This window comes from Thermostichus sp. OS-CIW-31 (assembly GCF_054060305.1).
The window spans coordinates 174,551-187,953 of the sequence record NZ_JBSSDA010000001.1 but is presented as its reverse complement, the minus strand read 5'-3'; the positions used below and the strand labels follow the sequence as shown (position 1 = coordinate 187,953).

General features: G+C 60.7%; 15 protein-coding genes. 1 reads left to right on the top strand and 14 read right to left on the bottom strand.

Features of this window, described 5'->3' with window-relative positions:
- Positions 1 to 3 precede the first annotated feature (3 nt).
- The 14 genes from ACVWY9_RS00910 to rpmJ form a co-directional block, all read right to left on the bottom strand.
- Positions 4 to 1,125, bottom strand: coding sequence for an ABC transporter ATP-binding protein (locus tag ACVWY9_RS00910; protein WP_457387228.1), 1,122 nt, complete (start codon positions 1,123 to 1,125; stop codon positions 4 to 6).
- A gap of 261 nt (positions 1,126 to 1,386) precedes the next feature.
- Positions 1,387 to 1,827: an Hsp20/alpha crystallin family protein gene (locus tag ACVWY9_RS00905; RefSeq protein WP_457387227.1), complete on the bottom strand. Its 441-nt coding sequence runs from the start codon at positions 1,825 to 1,827 to the stop codon at positions 1,387 to 1,389.
- Positions 1,828 to 2,020: 193 nt separating this feature from the next.
- Positions 2,021 to 2,314, bottom strand: a complete 294-nt coding sequence (locus ACVWY9_RS00900; RefSeq protein ID WP_414355795.1) for a PepSY domain-containing protein — start codon at positions 2,312 to 2,314, stop codon at positions 2,021 to 2,023.
- Positions 2,315 to 2,381: 67 nt separating this feature from the next.
- On the bottom strand, positions 2,382 to 5,006 hold the full coding sequence (gene acnB / locus ACVWY9_RS00895) for a bifunctional aconitate hydratase 2/2-methylisocitrate dehydratase (protein WP_457387226.1): 2,625 nt from the start codon (positions 5,004 to 5,006) through the stop codon (positions 2,382 to 2,384).
- A gap of 102 nt (positions 5,007 to 5,108) precedes the next feature.
- Positions 5,109 to 6,191, bottom strand: coding sequence for a peptide chain release factor 1 (gene prfA, locus ACVWY9_RS00890; protein WP_457387225.1), 1,083 nt, complete (start codon positions 6,189 to 6,191; stop codon positions 5,109 to 5,111).
- A gap of 163 nt (positions 6,192 to 6,354) precedes the next feature.
- Positions 6,355 to 6,579: a 50S ribosomal protein L31 gene (gene rpmE, locus ACVWY9_RS00885; protein WP_011433195.1), complete on the bottom strand. Its 225-nt coding sequence runs from the start codon at positions 6,577 to 6,579 to the stop codon at positions 6,355 to 6,357.
- A gap of 76 nt (positions 6,580 to 6,655) precedes the next feature.
- On the bottom strand, positions 6,656 to 7,066 hold the full coding sequence (gene rpsI / locus ACVWY9_RS00880; protein ID WP_011433194.1) for a 30S ribosomal protein S9: 411 nt from the start codon (positions 7,064 to 7,066) through the stop codon (positions 6,656 to 6,658).
- Positions 7,063 to 7,518: a 50S ribosomal protein L13 gene (rplM, locus tag ACVWY9_RS00875; protein WP_011433193.1), complete on the bottom strand. Its 456-nt coding sequence runs from the start codon at positions 7,516 to 7,518 to the stop codon at positions 7,063 to 7,065. The genes rpsI and rplM overlap by 4 nt, the downstream gene beginning before the upstream one ends.
- A 45-nt stretch (positions 7,519 to 7,563) precedes the next feature.
- Positions 7,564 to 8,421: a tRNA pseudouridine(38-40) synthase TruA gene (gene truA / locus ACVWY9_RS00870; RefSeq protein WP_414331177.1), complete on the bottom strand. Its 858-nt coding sequence runs from the start codon at positions 8,419 to 8,421 to the stop codon at positions 7,564 to 7,566.
- 13 nt (positions 8,422 to 8,434) lie between these two features.
- Complete coding sequence (gene rplQ, locus ACVWY9_RS00865) at positions 8,435 to 8,785, bottom strand: 50S ribosomal protein L17 (protein WP_011433191.1); 351 nt, start codon at positions 8,783 to 8,785, stop codon at positions 8,435 to 8,437.
- 95 nt (positions 8,786 to 8,880) lie between these two features.
- Positions 8,881 to 9,888 (bottom strand): DNA-directed RNA polymerase subunit alpha, encoded by a 1,008-nt coding sequence (locus ACVWY9_RS00860; RefSeq protein ID WP_414331185.1) that lies wholly within the window; start codon positions 9,886 to 9,888, stop codon positions 8,881 to 8,883.
- A 134-nt stretch (positions 9,889 to 10,022) separates the two neighbouring features.
- On the bottom strand, positions 10,023 to 10,409 hold the full coding sequence (gene rpsK, locus ACVWY9_RS00855; protein ID WP_011433189.1) for a 30S ribosomal protein S11: 387 nt from the start codon (positions 10,407 to 10,409) through the stop codon (positions 10,023 to 10,025).
- Positions 10,410 to 10,493: 84 nt separating this feature from the next.
- The gene (gene rpsM, locus ACVWY9_RS00850) at positions 10,494 to 10,877 is read right to left on the bottom strand and encodes a 30S ribosomal protein S13 (RefSeq protein WP_011433188.1); all 384 of its coding nucleotides are present in this window, start codon (positions 10,875 to 10,877) and stop codon (positions 10,494 to 10,496) included.
- A gap of 223 nt (positions 10,878 to 11,100) precedes the next feature.
- Positions 11,101 to 11,217, bottom strand: a complete 117-nt coding sequence (gene rpmJ, locus ACVWY9_RS00845; RefSeq protein ID WP_011433187.1) for a 50S ribosomal protein L36 — start codon at positions 11,215 to 11,217, stop codon at positions 11,101 to 11,103.
- Positions 11,218 to 11,382: 165 nt separating this feature from the next.
- Between rpmJ and ACVWY9_RS00840 the strand changes: the two genes are divergently transcribed.
- The gene (locus tag ACVWY9_RS00840; RefSeq protein WP_457387224.1) at positions 11,383 to 13,371 is read left to right on the top strand and encodes a carboxypeptidase regulatory-like domain-containing protein; all 1,989 of its coding nucleotides are present in this window, start codon (positions 11,383 to 11,385) and stop codon (positions 13,369 to 13,371) included.
- The last annotated feature ends 32 nt before the right edge of the window (positions 13,372 to 13,403 follow it).

The following is a 13,403-nucleotide window of genomic DNA, read 5'->3' as shown; positions in this document are numbered from 1 at the left end:
GGTTTAACCTAGGCGCTGCTCGGTTTCGGGATCGAACAGGTGGAAGCGATCCATGTCGAAGACCACTTCTGCCCACTGGTTAACCCGAAGCTGGGTACGGGGATCCACGCGGGCCATAAACTCCTGCTCGGCCAGGATCCCTTCTCGGTCGCTGGTGCTGAGATGGAGGATCACTTCATGGCCGATCAGCTCGGTGACGGAGACCTTAGCCCGCACCGGGGCAGGTTGGATCCCTGGGGGTTGGTAGTGGGGATCGTGGATGTTTTCCGGGCGGATGCCGAAGATGACCGACTTGCCGACGTATTGCCAATAGGGCTCTGCCTGGTGGGGCGGGATGGCCACGCGGAAGGCGCCGGTATCGATCCAGAGGGTGCCCTCCTGCTCCCGCAGCTTGGCCTGGAAGAAATTCATGGCGGGGCTGCCGATGAACCCGGCCACAAACAGGTTGGCCGGGCGGGTGTAGAGGGTGTGGGGGGTATCCACCTGCTGCAGGCGGCCATCCTTCATGACGGCGATGCGGTTGCCCATGGTCATGGCCTCCACCTGGTCGTGGGTAACGTAGATAAAGGTGGTGCCCAGTTGCATGTGCAACTTGCTAATCTCGGCCCGCGCCTGTACCCGCAGCTTGGCATCCAAGTTGGAGAGGGGCTCATCCATCAAAAACACCGCCGGATTGCGCACGATGGCCCGCCCGACGGCAACCCGCTGCCGTTGCCCACCCGAAAGTTCCTTGGGCTTGCGGTTGAGCAGGTGTTCGATCCCAAGGCGCTTGGCCACCCCCCTAACCCGGCTTTCGATCTCCGCCCGTGGCAGGCCGCGCAGCTTGAGGCCAAAGGCCATGTTCTCGGCCACGGTCATGTGGGGGTAGAGGGCATAGGATTGGAAGACCATGGCGATATCCCGATCCTTGGGGGGGACATCGTTCACCCGTCGATCGCCAATGTAGATGGAGCCGGCGCTCACTTCTTCCAAGCCGGCCAGCATGCGCAGGGAGGTGGTTTTGCCGCAGCCGGAGGGGCCGACAAAGACGAGAAATTCCCCGTCTTCGACGGTGATGTTCAGGTCATGGACGGCGGTGGTGTCTCTGTAGCGCTTGGTAACGTGTTCGTAGGTAACGCTGGCCATGCTCTCAACCTTGGCTCCGTTGCGCACTCAAACCCTATCCAAAGCGGCGGGCAAAAGTCAAATGGGGTTCGGTTTAAGTTCGCTAGGGAAGGCTGGGGATCCCTGCAGCGAACCCGATTTATTCCTGCTTGAAATGAGCGCAAGCTGAAAAACCAAAACGCAAAAAAGGACTAAAAAAGGGTAGGCGATGAGCCTACCCCTATGGGATCTTTTTTCCTCATGGAAAATTGCCTAACCTCAGAGCAGCTTCAGCTACGCCCATCAGGAGACAACGCTCACTTTAACCACTTGGGCTTTTTCAGAGTCGGCCTTCGGCAAGGTGAGGGTGAGGATCCCATCTTTGTATTCGGCTTTCACCTGATCGTGTTTGATCCGGCTCGGCAGTGGGATCACCCGTTGGAAGCGCCCATAACGGAATTCAGTCCGGGTTACCCCTTTGTCTTCAGAGCGCTTCTCAAATCGCCGTTCCCCGGTAATGGAGACCGCTTCGGCTGTCGCTTGGATATCCAAGTCGTTGAGGTTCAAGCCGGGCAGCTCCAGCTTCAGGGTAATGGTTTCGGGATCATCGTGCATCTCCACTGCCGGCATGAAGGCAAAGCCGTCGGCCTCGGTGGTGCGAGGGATCAGCCGGTCGAACATCCGGTTCATTTCCCGTTGAATTTCGTCAATTTCACGAAATGGATCCCAGCGGACAAGAGCCATAGAGCATCCTCCTCTATTACTTTGCTTTTTTGACTTCCAGTTCGAGTTTGGAGCTTAGCTTTTGGGGCTCAACTTTAGAGGTGCAAGCAAAACCTCTATGCTTCTAGTGTAGTCAAATCCGTTCCGGGAAATGTAGGGTTTTCTGGAATGTTTCTTAGGTGTTTACCCTACAGGTTTATCTATCCAAAACCCTCTAGGACTCCGTATGTTTGGGGCGGCGATGGGGTTTTGTGGGTAACCACATACTGAGACCGGTGGCCACCATCACCAGCAGCCCCAGTCCGTTTAAGAAGGGGTAAACCGCTTGCAGATCGAGGGGGCCCCACTGCCCTTTGTGGATTTGGATCAGCCAGTAGTAGTCGAAGTTTTCGTTAAGGCGGGCAATTTGATACAGGGATCCCGTTAGCACCGTTACCACCAAAGGCAAGGCCAGGATGGGGGCAAGGGTGCGGTGGATGCGGCGGATCCTCTTTGGATTCAGGGCCATTGAGCTTTCTCCAGGGCAATGGGGCGATCCCTGCCATGCTATCAGGGCAGCTAGCCCCTATTCTCGCTCAAGAACGGCTCCTGGACAGCTCCTCCACGTGCTGCCGCGGGATGACCCGTCCTTCGTCCTCAAAGCCAGGGATCTCGTGGAAGTTGAGGTAGCGGTACAGCTCGCCGGCAAAGGGCTGGATCTTGGTGGAGACGATCTCTCGATATTCCTCAGGGGTCGGGATCCGGCCCAAGAGAGCGCAGGCGGCGGCCAGCTCGGCGGATCCCAGATAAACCCGCGCGTCTTTGCCCATGCGGTTGTTGAAGTTGCGGGTGGAGGTGGACATGACGGTGGCCCCGTCTTCCACGCGGGCTTGGTTGCCCATACACAGGCTGCATCCCGGCATTTCTGTTCTGGCCCCGGCGGCAGCAAAGATGCCGTATACGCCTTCCGAGCGCAGTTGTGCCTCATCCATGCGGGTGGGCGGACAGATCCAGAATTGGCGCACCTTGGCCCGCCCTTGGCCTTCCAGGATTTTGGCGGCGGCGCGGTAGTGGCCGATGTTGGTCATGCAGGAGCCGATGAAAACTTCGTCAATCTTGATCGGCGTATCGGGGTTGCCGGCGGCGTGTTGGGCATGGACTTCGCTCAGGGTCATCACCTTGTCGGGATCGTTGGGGGCACAGACAATTGGCTCGGTGATGGTGCTGAGGTCAATTTCGATGACTTCGGCGTATTCGGCGTCGGCATCCGCCTCCAGGAGGGTGGGGTTGGCCAGCCATGCTTCCATTTTGGCGATGCGCCGCAGCAAGGTTCTCGCATCCTGATAGCCGCGGGCGATCATGTTCTTCAGCAGCACCACGTTGGAGCGCAGATATTCTGAGACCGTCTCGATGCTCAGCTTGATGGTACAGCCGGCACAGTTGCGCTCTGCCGAGGCATCGGTAAACTCAAAAGCTTGCTCCACCTTCAGATCCGGCAGGCCCTCGATCTCCATGATGCGCCCGGCAAAGACGTTTTTCTTGCCTTTTTTCTCAACGGTCAACAGGCCCCTCTGAATGGCCACGTAGGGGATGGCATGGACAATGTCCCGCAGGGTGATCCCCGGCTGCAATTCACCTGTAAAGCGCACCAGCACCGACTCCGGCATGTCCAAGGGCATCACCCCCATGGCGGCGGCAAAGGCCACCAGACCGGATCCTGCCGGGAAGGAGATCCCCAAGGGGAAGCGGGTGTGGGAGTCGCCCCCTGTGCCCACGGTGTCGGGCAGCAACATGCGATTCAGCCAGGAGTGGATAATGCCATCGCCGGGACGCAGGACAACGCCCCCGCGGGAAGCGAAAAAGTCGGGCAGCTCTTTGTGGATCTGGATGTCCACCGGCTTGGGATAGGCGGCGGTGTGGCAGAAGCTCTGCAGCACTAGGTCGGCGTTGAAGCCCAGACAGGCCAGCTCCTTCAGCTCATCGCGGGTCATGGGGCCGGTGGTGTCCTGGGATCCCACCGTGGTAATGAGGGGCTCACAACTGGTGCCCGGGCGCACGCCTGGCAGCCCACAGGCTTTGCCCACGATTTTTTGCGCTAGGGTATAGCCTTTGCCGGTGTCTGCCGGTGGAGTGGGGCGGATAAACAAGGTCGAGGGAGGCAAACCCAAGGCTTGGCGGGTTTTGTCGGTGAGGGCACGGCCAATCAACAGGGGAATACGTCCCCCCGCCCGCACTTCGTCGGGGAGGGTCACGGGCCGCAGGGAAAAGGTGGAGAGAACCTGGCCGGCCTCAGAGCGGATCACGCCTTCGTAGGGGCAAATGGTAACCACCATGCCGGTTTCCAGGCGGGAGACATCGCACTGGATGGGCAAGGCCCCGGCATCTTCGGCGGTGTTGAAGAAGATGGGCGCAATGGTGCCCCCCAGGATCACCCCCCCAGCCCGCTTGTTGGGCACATGGGGAATGTCGTGGCCGATGTGCCAGAGCAGCGAGTTGAGGGCGGATTTGCGGGAGGATCCCGTGCCTACCACATCCCCCACAAAGGCGACCGGATGGCCACGGCGCTTCAGCTCGGCAATGGCGGCCAGGGATCCCGGAGCGCGGGACTCCAGCATGGCTTGGGCGTGGAGGGGGATATCCGGGCGGGTGGTGGCGTGGGCGGCGGGGGAAAGGTCATCGGTGTTGATCTCGCCGGCAACTTTGAACACCGTCACGGTGATGGCTGCGGCCAGGGGAGCTTTGGCGGTAAACCATTCGCCCTTGGCCCAAGACCGGAGCACCTGCTGGGCATAGGCATTGCCGGATTGGCTCAGCTCCAGCACATCGTGAAAGGCATCGAAGATCAGCAGCGTGTGGCTGAGGGCGCGGGCTGCTGCCGCTGCAATCTCACTCCGGGGATCCCGCAACAGATCCAGCAAAACCTGGACGTTGTAGCCCCCCAGCATGGTGCCCAAGAGCTCCACCGCCCGCAGGGGAGTGATCAACGGGGATTCAACCTCCTCCTTGGCCACAGCGGCCAAAAAGCCCGCTTTCACATAGGCGGCTTCATCGACCCCCGGCGGGACGCGCTCTGTTAAGAGGTGCAACAAAAAGGCTTCTTCGCCAGCAGGCGGGGCCTTCAGGAGCTCGCACACCTGGCTGGTCTGGGCAGCGTTTAAGGGCAGCGGCGGGATCCCTTGGGCCTCGCGGGCAGCGGCGTGTTGGCGGTATTCGGCCAGCATGGGGGTTTAGGCACTCGACGTGGGTGTTTATTCTACCGCTAGCTCGGCAGAGGAAAGGTCCTCGAGAAGGGATCCCATCCGCTGGCGGTAACTCAGCTTGGCCTAGGATAGCTCCGCCAACAGCTCTTTTTGGTAAAGGCCAATACAAGCCTGGATCAAGTCGTCCAGCTCCCCATCCAAGATGGGCTGCAGAGGGAAATTCTGGTTGAGGCGGTGGTCGGTAACGCGGTTGTCCTTGTAGTTGTAGGTGCGAATTTTTTCCGAGCGGGATCCCGTTCCCACCTGCATGCGCCGAGCAGAGCTAATGGAGGCCTGTTGCTCCTGCAGCTTCATCTCGTAGAGTTTGGCCCGCAAAATCTGCATGGCCCGCTGGCGGTTCTGCAGCTGGGAACGCTCCTCGGTACAAAACACCCGGATCCCGGTGGGCTTGTGGAGGAGATCCACCGCCGTCTCCACCTTGTTGACGTTCTGGCCGCCTGCTCCCCCGGAGCGCGCCGTTTTGATTTCGATGTCTTTGGGGTCGATCACTACCTCCACCTCGTCCACTTCCGGCATCACCGCCACCGTTGCCGTCGAGGTGTGGACACGCCCCTGCGCTTCTGTAACAGGCACCCGCTGCACCCGATGCACGCCGGCTTCAAACTTGAGCTTGCTGTACACCTGATCGCCGCGAATTTCCAGGATGGCTTCTTTGTAGCCCCCCATATCCCCCTCCGAGAGGCTGGCCAGACGCACCGACCAGCCCAGCTTTTCGGCGTAGCGGGTGTACATGCGGGCCAAATCTGCCGCCCACAAAGCGGCCTCCTCTCCCCCCGTGCCGGCGCGAATCTCCAACATGATGTTTTTCTCGTCGTTGGGATCCCGGGGCAGCAGCAGCAGGGTAAGCTTCTCTTCCAATTGCTCCTGGCGGGCCCGCAGTTGCTCCAGTTCTGCTCTCGCCATCGCCTCCAGCTCTGGGTCAGAGGCCGATTCCCGCAAGAGCTCTTCCGTCTGCCTCAGCTCACGATTCAGCTTTTGCCAGTCGTGAAAGGCTTGGACAGTCGCCTCCAAGGAGGAGCGGGCCTTGGCAATCCGCTGCAGCTCAGCCGGATCGGTGGCCACGTCGGGATCTGCCAAACGCACCGTCAGCTCCTGAAAGGTGGCTTCGACGTTTTTAAGCTGATCGATCAGTTGAGCAGAAGCCATGGATCCAGTAGTAGTGGGGAAAAGCGCTCTGCACCACCTGTCCCGCCTCTGGCGGGGTTGAGGCCACGTTCACATTAGCGTTGCATAGCAACAGCGAAACAGTGCCCATCGCTTTGGAGGGGGAAGGCTTGTCTACAAGTCCGGGAAGATCCAGCAAACTCGGTTACTTGGCCTTTTTGCCACCGCTCATGCCGTATTTGCGCATGAACTTCTCCACCCGGCCTTCGCTGTCGATGATCTTCTGGCTGCCAGTGAAAAAGGGATGGTTGCCCGACCAAACATCCACCTTGAGCTCCGGCTTGGTGGATCCCACCGTCATCACCACTTCGCCGTTGCAGATGACTTTGGCTTCTGGATACCACTGCGGGTGCAATCCTTTCTTGGGCATAACCCTTTCCTCCTCTGGGCCTGTTTCTATACCCTTGTCTATCAACATCTTCCTCTAAAAACAACGGCAGGGATCCCTAGCGCTTCGAGTACTGGGGAGCCTTGCGGGCCTTGCGCAGGCCGTATTTCTTCCGCTCCACGGCGCGCGGATCCCGTTTCAGATAACCCTCGACTTTCAAAGGGCCGCGATTGGCCGGATCCACCTCGCAGAGGGCGCGCGCCACCCCCAGCTTGATCGCATCCGCCTGGCCGTGAACGCCGCCGCCATGGGCTCGCACTAGGATATCGTAGGAGTTTTCCAGACCAAGGATCTCCAGCGGCCCCTTCACACTGGCCAGAAGGGCTTCTTGATACTGCAGATACTGGTCTCCCGGCCTGTCGTTGATGATGATTTTGCCCGTGCCGGGCACCAAACGCACGCGGGCAACGGCGGTTTTGCGGCGTCCCGTTCCCCAATAAACGGCTCGTTGGCTGCTCGCTTGAGTCATGCTTTGGCTCCTGGGATCGTGTTGAGGGGATAAACTTGGGGCTGCTGGGCCTCATGAGGGTGGTTTGGCCCGACATAAACTTTCAGCTTGGTGAATTGCCGCCGGCCCAAACGGGTGTGGGGCAACATTCCCTTGACCGCTTTTTCCACCACCCGCTCCGGCAGGCGCGCCTGCAGTTGGGCAAAGGTTTCCACTTTCATGCCGCCAGGACGGCCAGAGTGGCGGCGGTAGAGCTTTTGGGTGCGCTTTTTGCCAGTGACCACCACTTTCTCAGCGTTGATCACAATTACATAGTCCCCCGTATCCAGGTGAGGGGTGAAGTCCGGTTTATGCTTACCCCGCAAGAGGGTGGCCACAGCGGCGGCCAAGCGGCCCAGGCGCTGATTGGCAGCATCCACCAGATACCAGCGGGGCGCCAGAGTCTCGGGGTTGGGAAGGGGAGTTTTGTTCATGGCAGCCAAGGAAACATATCAGGACAAGCTTGGAGATCGCCCAGATCAACCGCAGGAATGGGCCAACGCAGCCGGCGACCGGAGGGCGGAGGGAGGCTCTGTGGGCAAGGCCCAAAAGGGCGGCGAGTGGGCGAACTGTTGACCGAAGGGATCCGCAGCATAGCCCACATCCGTCAGGCACAGCCCTTGCGGAGGAGCGCTGTAGCGGGTGCGCATCTGGCTCCAGTCGTTGTGTTGCCACAGGTGGACAAACTGTGCCGGGCTGAGCTGGCCCCGGCCCACCACCTCTAGGGATCCCACCAAGAGCCGCATCATCCGGTAGAGGAAGCCGCTGGCCTGCACCTCGATGCTGATCAAGTCCCCCAGCCGCTGGCAGAGCACCTCCTGCACCTGTACCCGCGAGTGGGGCCGATCCGATCCCCGCCGCCGGAAGGCTTCCAAGCTGTGCTCCCCCAGCAGGGAATTCAGGGCTTCCGCCATCGGCTCCACCTGCAGAGGCCAACGCACTTGCCAGCTAAAGAGGCGCCAGAACACATCCGGTCGCTCCCGGTTCAGGATCAGGTAGCGGTAACGGCGCCAGCGAGCCGAAAAGCGGGCGTGCCAGGAGTCAGGCACTTGAGCAGAAGCCAGCACTACCACATCTTCCGGCAGACAGTCGTTCAGCACCCTCGACCACTCCGCCGCAGGGATACCGGAGGTGGTGTCGAAGTGGGCCACCTGGCCTGCAGCATGAACCCCCGTATCGGTGCGACCGGCCCCATAGAGGGTTACCGGATGCCCCGCCCGCGACGCAATCGCCTCCTCCAGCACCCCTTGCACGGTACGGCGGGCTGCCTGGCGCTGCCAGCCATAGAACCTGCTGCCGAGGTACTGAATTCTCAGGGCAATGCGACGGTACGGCATGGATCCCTTTCCGCTACACCAGCTCGATGACCGCCATTTCTGCTCCATCCCCCCGCCGATGCACGGTGCGCAAGATGCGGGTATAGCCACCGGGCCGATCCCGGTAGCGCTCAGGAGCCTGCTCAAACAGGGAGCGCACCAGCTCCTTGTCGTAGATGTAGGCCAGCGCCTGTCGCCGCGCCGCCAGGGATCCCTCTTTGGCCAGGGTGATCATCTTCTCGGTGGTGGCCCGAATGGCTTTGGCGCGGGCTTTGGTGGTGGTGATCCGCCCTTCCCGCAGCAGAGCCGTGGTCAGCGCCCGCATCAGGGCCTTGCGCTGGTCGGCGGGCTTATTGAGGTGGGGGGTACGACGGCGGTGGCGCATGGTAACCTCTGTCTTGTGTCCTACACTCTTCGGGGATCCTTGCGTTTTGACGCGGTTGTGCTAGCGGTGCAGATGCTTGAGACGGAACCTAAACTCTAGGCCTTGCCTTTTTCGCGGGTGCGGGGCAGTGTCAGACCAAAGCGGGCTTTCAAAGCCTGCACCACCTCTTCGGCAGACTTCTGGCCAAAGTTTTTGATCTCCAGCAGATCTTCCTCGGTATAGAGCAGCAGATCGGCCACCGTGTTGATCTGAGCTCGCTTCAGACAGTTGTAGGCCCGTACCGAGAGCTGTAGCTCCTCGATGGGGATCTGGTTTTTTTGGTTGTCCTCGTCTGGCTTGGGCGGCACAGGAGCATCGAAGCTGACCTCCTGCAGCGGTGCGAACAAGCCCACCAAAATGCGGGCCGCTTGGCTGAGGGCCTCTTGCGGGGTGAGGCTGCCGTTGGTCCAGATTTCCAATACTAGCCGATCTTTTTCCAGGAATTGGCCCACCCGAGCTGCTTCCACAGCGTAGTTCACCTTGCGCACCGGCATGAAGACAGAGTCGATCTGCAGAAAATCAATCGCCATCGCTTTGCTGTCGGAGTAATCGACGGCGCGGTAGCCATGTCCCCGGCCAATCATGAACTCCATTTCCAAAATCGCCCCTTCCGCCAGGGTGGCAATGTGGTGACGGGGGTTGATCACCTCCACATCGCTGGGCAATTGCAGCTTCTCAGCAGTAACTTCCCCTGGCCCCTGAGCCACCAAGCGGCCCACCTGAGTCTCGGGGGAACTGGAGCGCAGCACCAGCTCCTTCATGTTTAGAAGGATCTCCATCACGTCTTCCCGCACCCCCGGCACCGTGGAAAACTCGTGGGTCACCCCGGCAATGCGTACAGCAGTCACCGCCGTCCCCTCCAGATTGGAGAGCAACACCCGCCGCAAAGCGTTGCCCACCGTGATCCCTTGGCCGCGCTCCAGTGGCCCCAGAGCAAATTTGCCGTAGTGAACGCCGTTATCATCCCGATGAGATTCGACACACTCGGTCTGATAGGCAACAGCACTTGCGCTCGCTCTGCTGCCCAGAGAGTGGGAGAGGGTTCGGCTGGTTTGAATCGTCATGGTGGCCCCGTCCGTCTGGCTCGACATCCGTTTGGAGAACTGATGAAACTTCGAGGTCATCTCACGCTTGGGCAGACCTGTAGCTCTGGAGCAAACTCCTACAGACGCTCGACCGGCCCTCAACGCGGGATCCTTTAGACACGCCGCCGCTTGGGGGGACGGCAACCGTTGTGGGGAATGGGGGTAATATCTCGAATAAGGGTAATTTCCAAGCCCGTTGCCTGTAGAGCGCGAATGGCAGTTTCCCGACCGGCTCCCGGCCCGCTGACCATCACTTCGATCTGGCGCATGCCGTTCTCCATGGCTTGACGCGCCGCACTTTCTGCTGCCATTTGGGCGGCGAAGGGAGTGCCCTTTTTGGCCCCTTTGAAGCCCGTAGAACCTGCCGAGGCCCAAGACACCACATCGCCGTTGGGATCCGTGATGGTGACGATGGTGTTGTTGAAGGTGGACTGAATGTAGGCCACCCCATTGGGGATGTTCTTTTTGACTTTACGTCCGCGCCGTTGCTGCCGAGCCATGATCCAGGTGTCCTTGCAATCGACTGTTTGGGGTTGGGATTCGGGATGGTGGAAGAGTTTTGCCTTCCGCGCAAAGCCGAGCGACTACTTCTTGGCAGGAGCTTTCTTCTTGCCGGCCACCGTCTTCCTGACCCCCTTGCGGGTGCGGGCGTTGGTGCGGGTGCGCTGACCACGCACGGGCAGACCCAGGCGATGGCGACGACCTCGATAGGTGCCGATGTCGATCAGCCGCTTGATGTTCATCGCCTCCTGGCGGCGCAGATCCCCTTCCACCTGGTATTCGCCCTCCACCACCGTTCGCAGGGCGGCCACCTCAGCGTCGGTGAGGTCGCGGGTACGAGTATCCGGATTAATGCCGGTCTTCGCCAAAATTTGGCGGGAGCGGGTTAGCCCAATGCCGTAAATGTAGGTGAGGGCAATCTCCACTCGCTTTTCTCGGGGGATGTCAACTCCCGCAATCCGTGCCATAGTCAGGGGTACCTTTCAAATCAAACCAACTCGAACACACTTGCCCAGTAAGGATTGAGTTGCCTGCCTGAGATGGGATCCTCATTCAGAGAAATGTTGCTGTAGAGATGCCGGTCTTGGGATCCATGCTCACCGAGAGGTCTAGCCAACGTTTTGCTCGGTTGTGTCGGAAGCCTTTGCCTCTGTCTCCCATTGCAGGCTGAACCCACCCACCATCGACCCTCTAGCCCTGCCGCTGCTTGTGCTTGGGGTTGGAAGAACAAATGACCATCACCCGACCGTGGCGGCGGATGACCCGGCATTTTTCGCAGATCCGACGGACGGAAGGCCGTACCTTCATGGTTGATCCTGACAAAACCAGCGAATATCCATTCTATGTTCGTCTGGGCAACCTGTCAAAATGTGTTTGGGTTTGCTGACAGCGAGCGGACAGTCGGGTTGGCTATGCTGGTTGGGCAAGGATCTCCTGAGTCAAAGCAGGCGCGACTGTGGGGTGGAGAAGGCCATGCGGTGGCAATGGCTGGTTGTGCTGAGTGGTGTGCTGGGGCTGGGATCCCCTGTGTTGGGGCAAGGGATCCCTTTGCCGGCAGCAGGCTCCTCCTCTGCGGTGGAGAACTTTTCGACGGACGGGAACGGCCTGAGGACAGAGGGGGATTGGCTTTTGCCGTTGCGCAGCTCTGCCGATCGCATCGATGGGGTACCGGATCGGGGCTGGGTTGCGGTTGGGCTGTTGGAGGAGCAGGCCGTGACCCTGCTGGATGGGGCCAGCGGGGATCCCCTGTGGCAGGTGGCGGTGGGGTTTGCTCCCAGTGTGGTGCGGGTGGATGAGGCACGGCAGGTGGTCTACGCCTCTGGCCCCAATGCCCCTGGGCTGGTGGCCCTCGATCTGCTGACGGGGGAGCTGATTCAGGCTTATGGGTTGCCGGCAGGAGTTTTGGATATTGCCGTGGATGCGGCCACAGGGCGGGTTTTTGCCTCCCTGCCCTCTGCCCAGAGTTTGGCGGTGATGGCTGCTCCCCTTCGCAGCAGCGGTGCGGAGCACAAACGCCAAAGCGACCCCTCAGAGCAGCCGCAAGCCCGCAATTTGCCGATGCCCGGCCCCCCTTTGGCGCTGGCCTACGATGCGGAGCGGGGATCCCTGTTTGTGGGTCTAGCCGGGGAGGATCCCCTCAGTTTGCTGGTGGTCAACCCAGATAATGGGGAGTTGTTGGCCCGTTGGCGGGGCGGTCATACTCCGGAAGCCATGGCCCTGGATGCCGAACGGCAACGCTTGGTGGTGCTCAACTCCGGCAGCCAAGACCTGACGGTGCTGGATCTGAGCCGCAGCGGCGAGGCCCTGCAGCGGGTTGGCCTGGATTGGCGACCGACGCGGCTGGCCCTTTCCCCTGATGGACGTTGGGCTTACGTGACCTCCCGCGATAGCGACCGCCTGCAGCTGGTGGATTTACAGACGGGGCGATTGGTGGCCTCGCTGCGGCTGCAGGGACAGCCGACGGGTCTGGTGATGCTGGGGGAGCGGGATCTGTGGGTGGTGGCAGCAGGGATCCCGGCCTTGCGCCGTTTGCAGGATATTCAGGCTCAAGTTGGCGACGGCGGGACAGAGGTCCTGAACGGGGGAGTCCCCTCTCCAGGCAACCGCGGTGTGGTGACCGGGCGGGTGCTGGATATTGCCGGCCAACCCGTTCAGACCGGGGTTTTGCACTTGGCCGCCACGCCAACCCAACCCAGGCAAACCGTCCGCATTGCTGCCGACGGCACTTATGTGCTGCCGGAACTGCCGGCTGGCCTGTATTTGGTGGATGTGGAGGTACCAGGTTTTCCCCTGACCAGCACCCAGGTGGAAGTCCGGGCTGGCTTTGTCTCCACTCAGGATATTCGCCTGCCGCCAGGGGAACCGACCCGCCGGCCGGAGGGCATTGGCCTTTTGCCGGATGAACCCGTTTACTCGGATGAGCTGGCCCGCCACCTCAGCATGGCTCTGAAGGAGTTGCAGCCGCAGCGACCGGTACTGCTCTTGAAGGGGCCTTTGGGGCCGGATCCCCGGTTTGAGCCGCTGCTGCCCCTCACCCAGGGCCTGACTGTGTTGGATCGGGATGAGCGCTACACCCCCGACCTGGCCAAGCTGAAGGTGATCGGGGATGCCCTGGGATTGCGCTACATCCTCTTGACCCAGATGCAGATCTCGCGGGAATACAACCGCCAGGGCAACTCTCTATTGAATACGGCCTTGCGCTTTGTGGCCCCGACGGTGCCGGTGGAAATTCCCAACTTTACCCCCAACCAGTTGCGCAGCCGCGGGGTGGTGGTGGTGGTGGACTTGCAGAGGGATCGGCCTGGGGATCGGGCTCGCTACTACGAAGCCTATGGGCGGGATGATGTGGGCGGGGATCCGATGTTTGAAGATGCGGCAGCGGGCCTATTTCGGCTGCAGGTGCGCAACATGGTGCCGGTGTTTGTCCAACAATGGCAAACCAACAACCCCTTTTCTGGGTGAGGATCCCTGCAGCAGGATCTTGCCCTGTTCGC

Bases quoted from the DNA above. Each gene is read 5' to 3' on its own strand.
- prfA (WP_457387225.1), bottom strand. From the start codon at position 6,191: ATGGCTTCTGCTCAACTGATCGATCAGCTTAAAAACGTCGAAGCCACC.
- truA (WP_414331177.1), bottom strand. From the start codon at position 8,421: ATGCCGTACCGTCGCATTGCCCTGAGAATTCAGTACCTCGGCAGCAGG.
- rpsM (WP_011433188.1), bottom strand. From the start codon at position 10,877: ATGGCACGGATTGCGGGAGTTGACATCCCCCGAGAAAAGCGAGTGGAG.
- rplQ (WP_011433191.1), bottom strand. From the start codon at position 8,785: ATGCGCCACCGCCGTCGTACCCCCCACCTCAATAAGCCCGCCGACCAG.
- rpmJ (WP_011433187.1), bottom strand. From the start codon at position 11,217: ATGAAGGTACGGCCTTCCGTCCGTCGGATCTGCGAAAAATGCCGGGTC.
- rplM (WP_011433193.1), bottom strand. From the start codon at position 7,518: ATGAACAAAACTCCCCTTCCCAACCCCGAGACTCTGGCGCCCCGCTGG.
- ACVWY9_RS00910 (WP_457387228.1), bottom strand. From the start codon at position 1,125: ATGGCCAGCGTTACCTACGAACACGTTACCAAGCGCTACAGAGACACC.
- rpsK (WP_011433189.1), bottom strand. From the start codon at position 10,409: ATGGCTCGGCAGCAACGGCGCGGACGTAAAGTCAAAAAGAACATCCCC.
- ACVWY9_RS00860 (WP_414331185.1), bottom strand. From the start codon at position 9,888: ATGACGATTCAAACCAGCCGAACCCTCTCCCACTCTCTGGGCAGCAGA.
- ACVWY9_RS00840 (WP_457387224.1), top strand. From the start codon at position 11,383: ATGCGGTGGCAATGGCTGGTTGTGCTGAGTGGTGTGCTGGGGCTGGGA.
- ACVWY9_RS00905 (WP_457387227.1), bottom strand. From the start codon at position 1,827: ATGGCTCTTGTCCGCTGGGATCCATTTCGTGAAATTGACGAAATTCAA.
- rpmE (WP_011433195.1), bottom strand. From the start codon at position 6,579: ATGCCCAAGAAAGGATTGCACCCGCAGTGGTATCCAGAAGCCAAAGTC.
- ACVWY9_RS00900 (WP_414355795.1), bottom strand. From the start codon at position 2,314: ATGGCCCTGAATCCAAAGAGGATCCGCCGCATCCACCGCACCCTTGCC.
- acnB (WP_457387226.1), bottom strand. From the start codon at position 5,006: ATGCTGGCCGAATACCGCCAACACGCCGCTGCCCGCGAGGCCCAAGGG.
- rpsI (WP_011433194.1), bottom strand. From the start codon at position 7,066: ATGACTCAAGCGAGCAGCCAACGAGCCGTTTATTGGGGAACGGGACGC.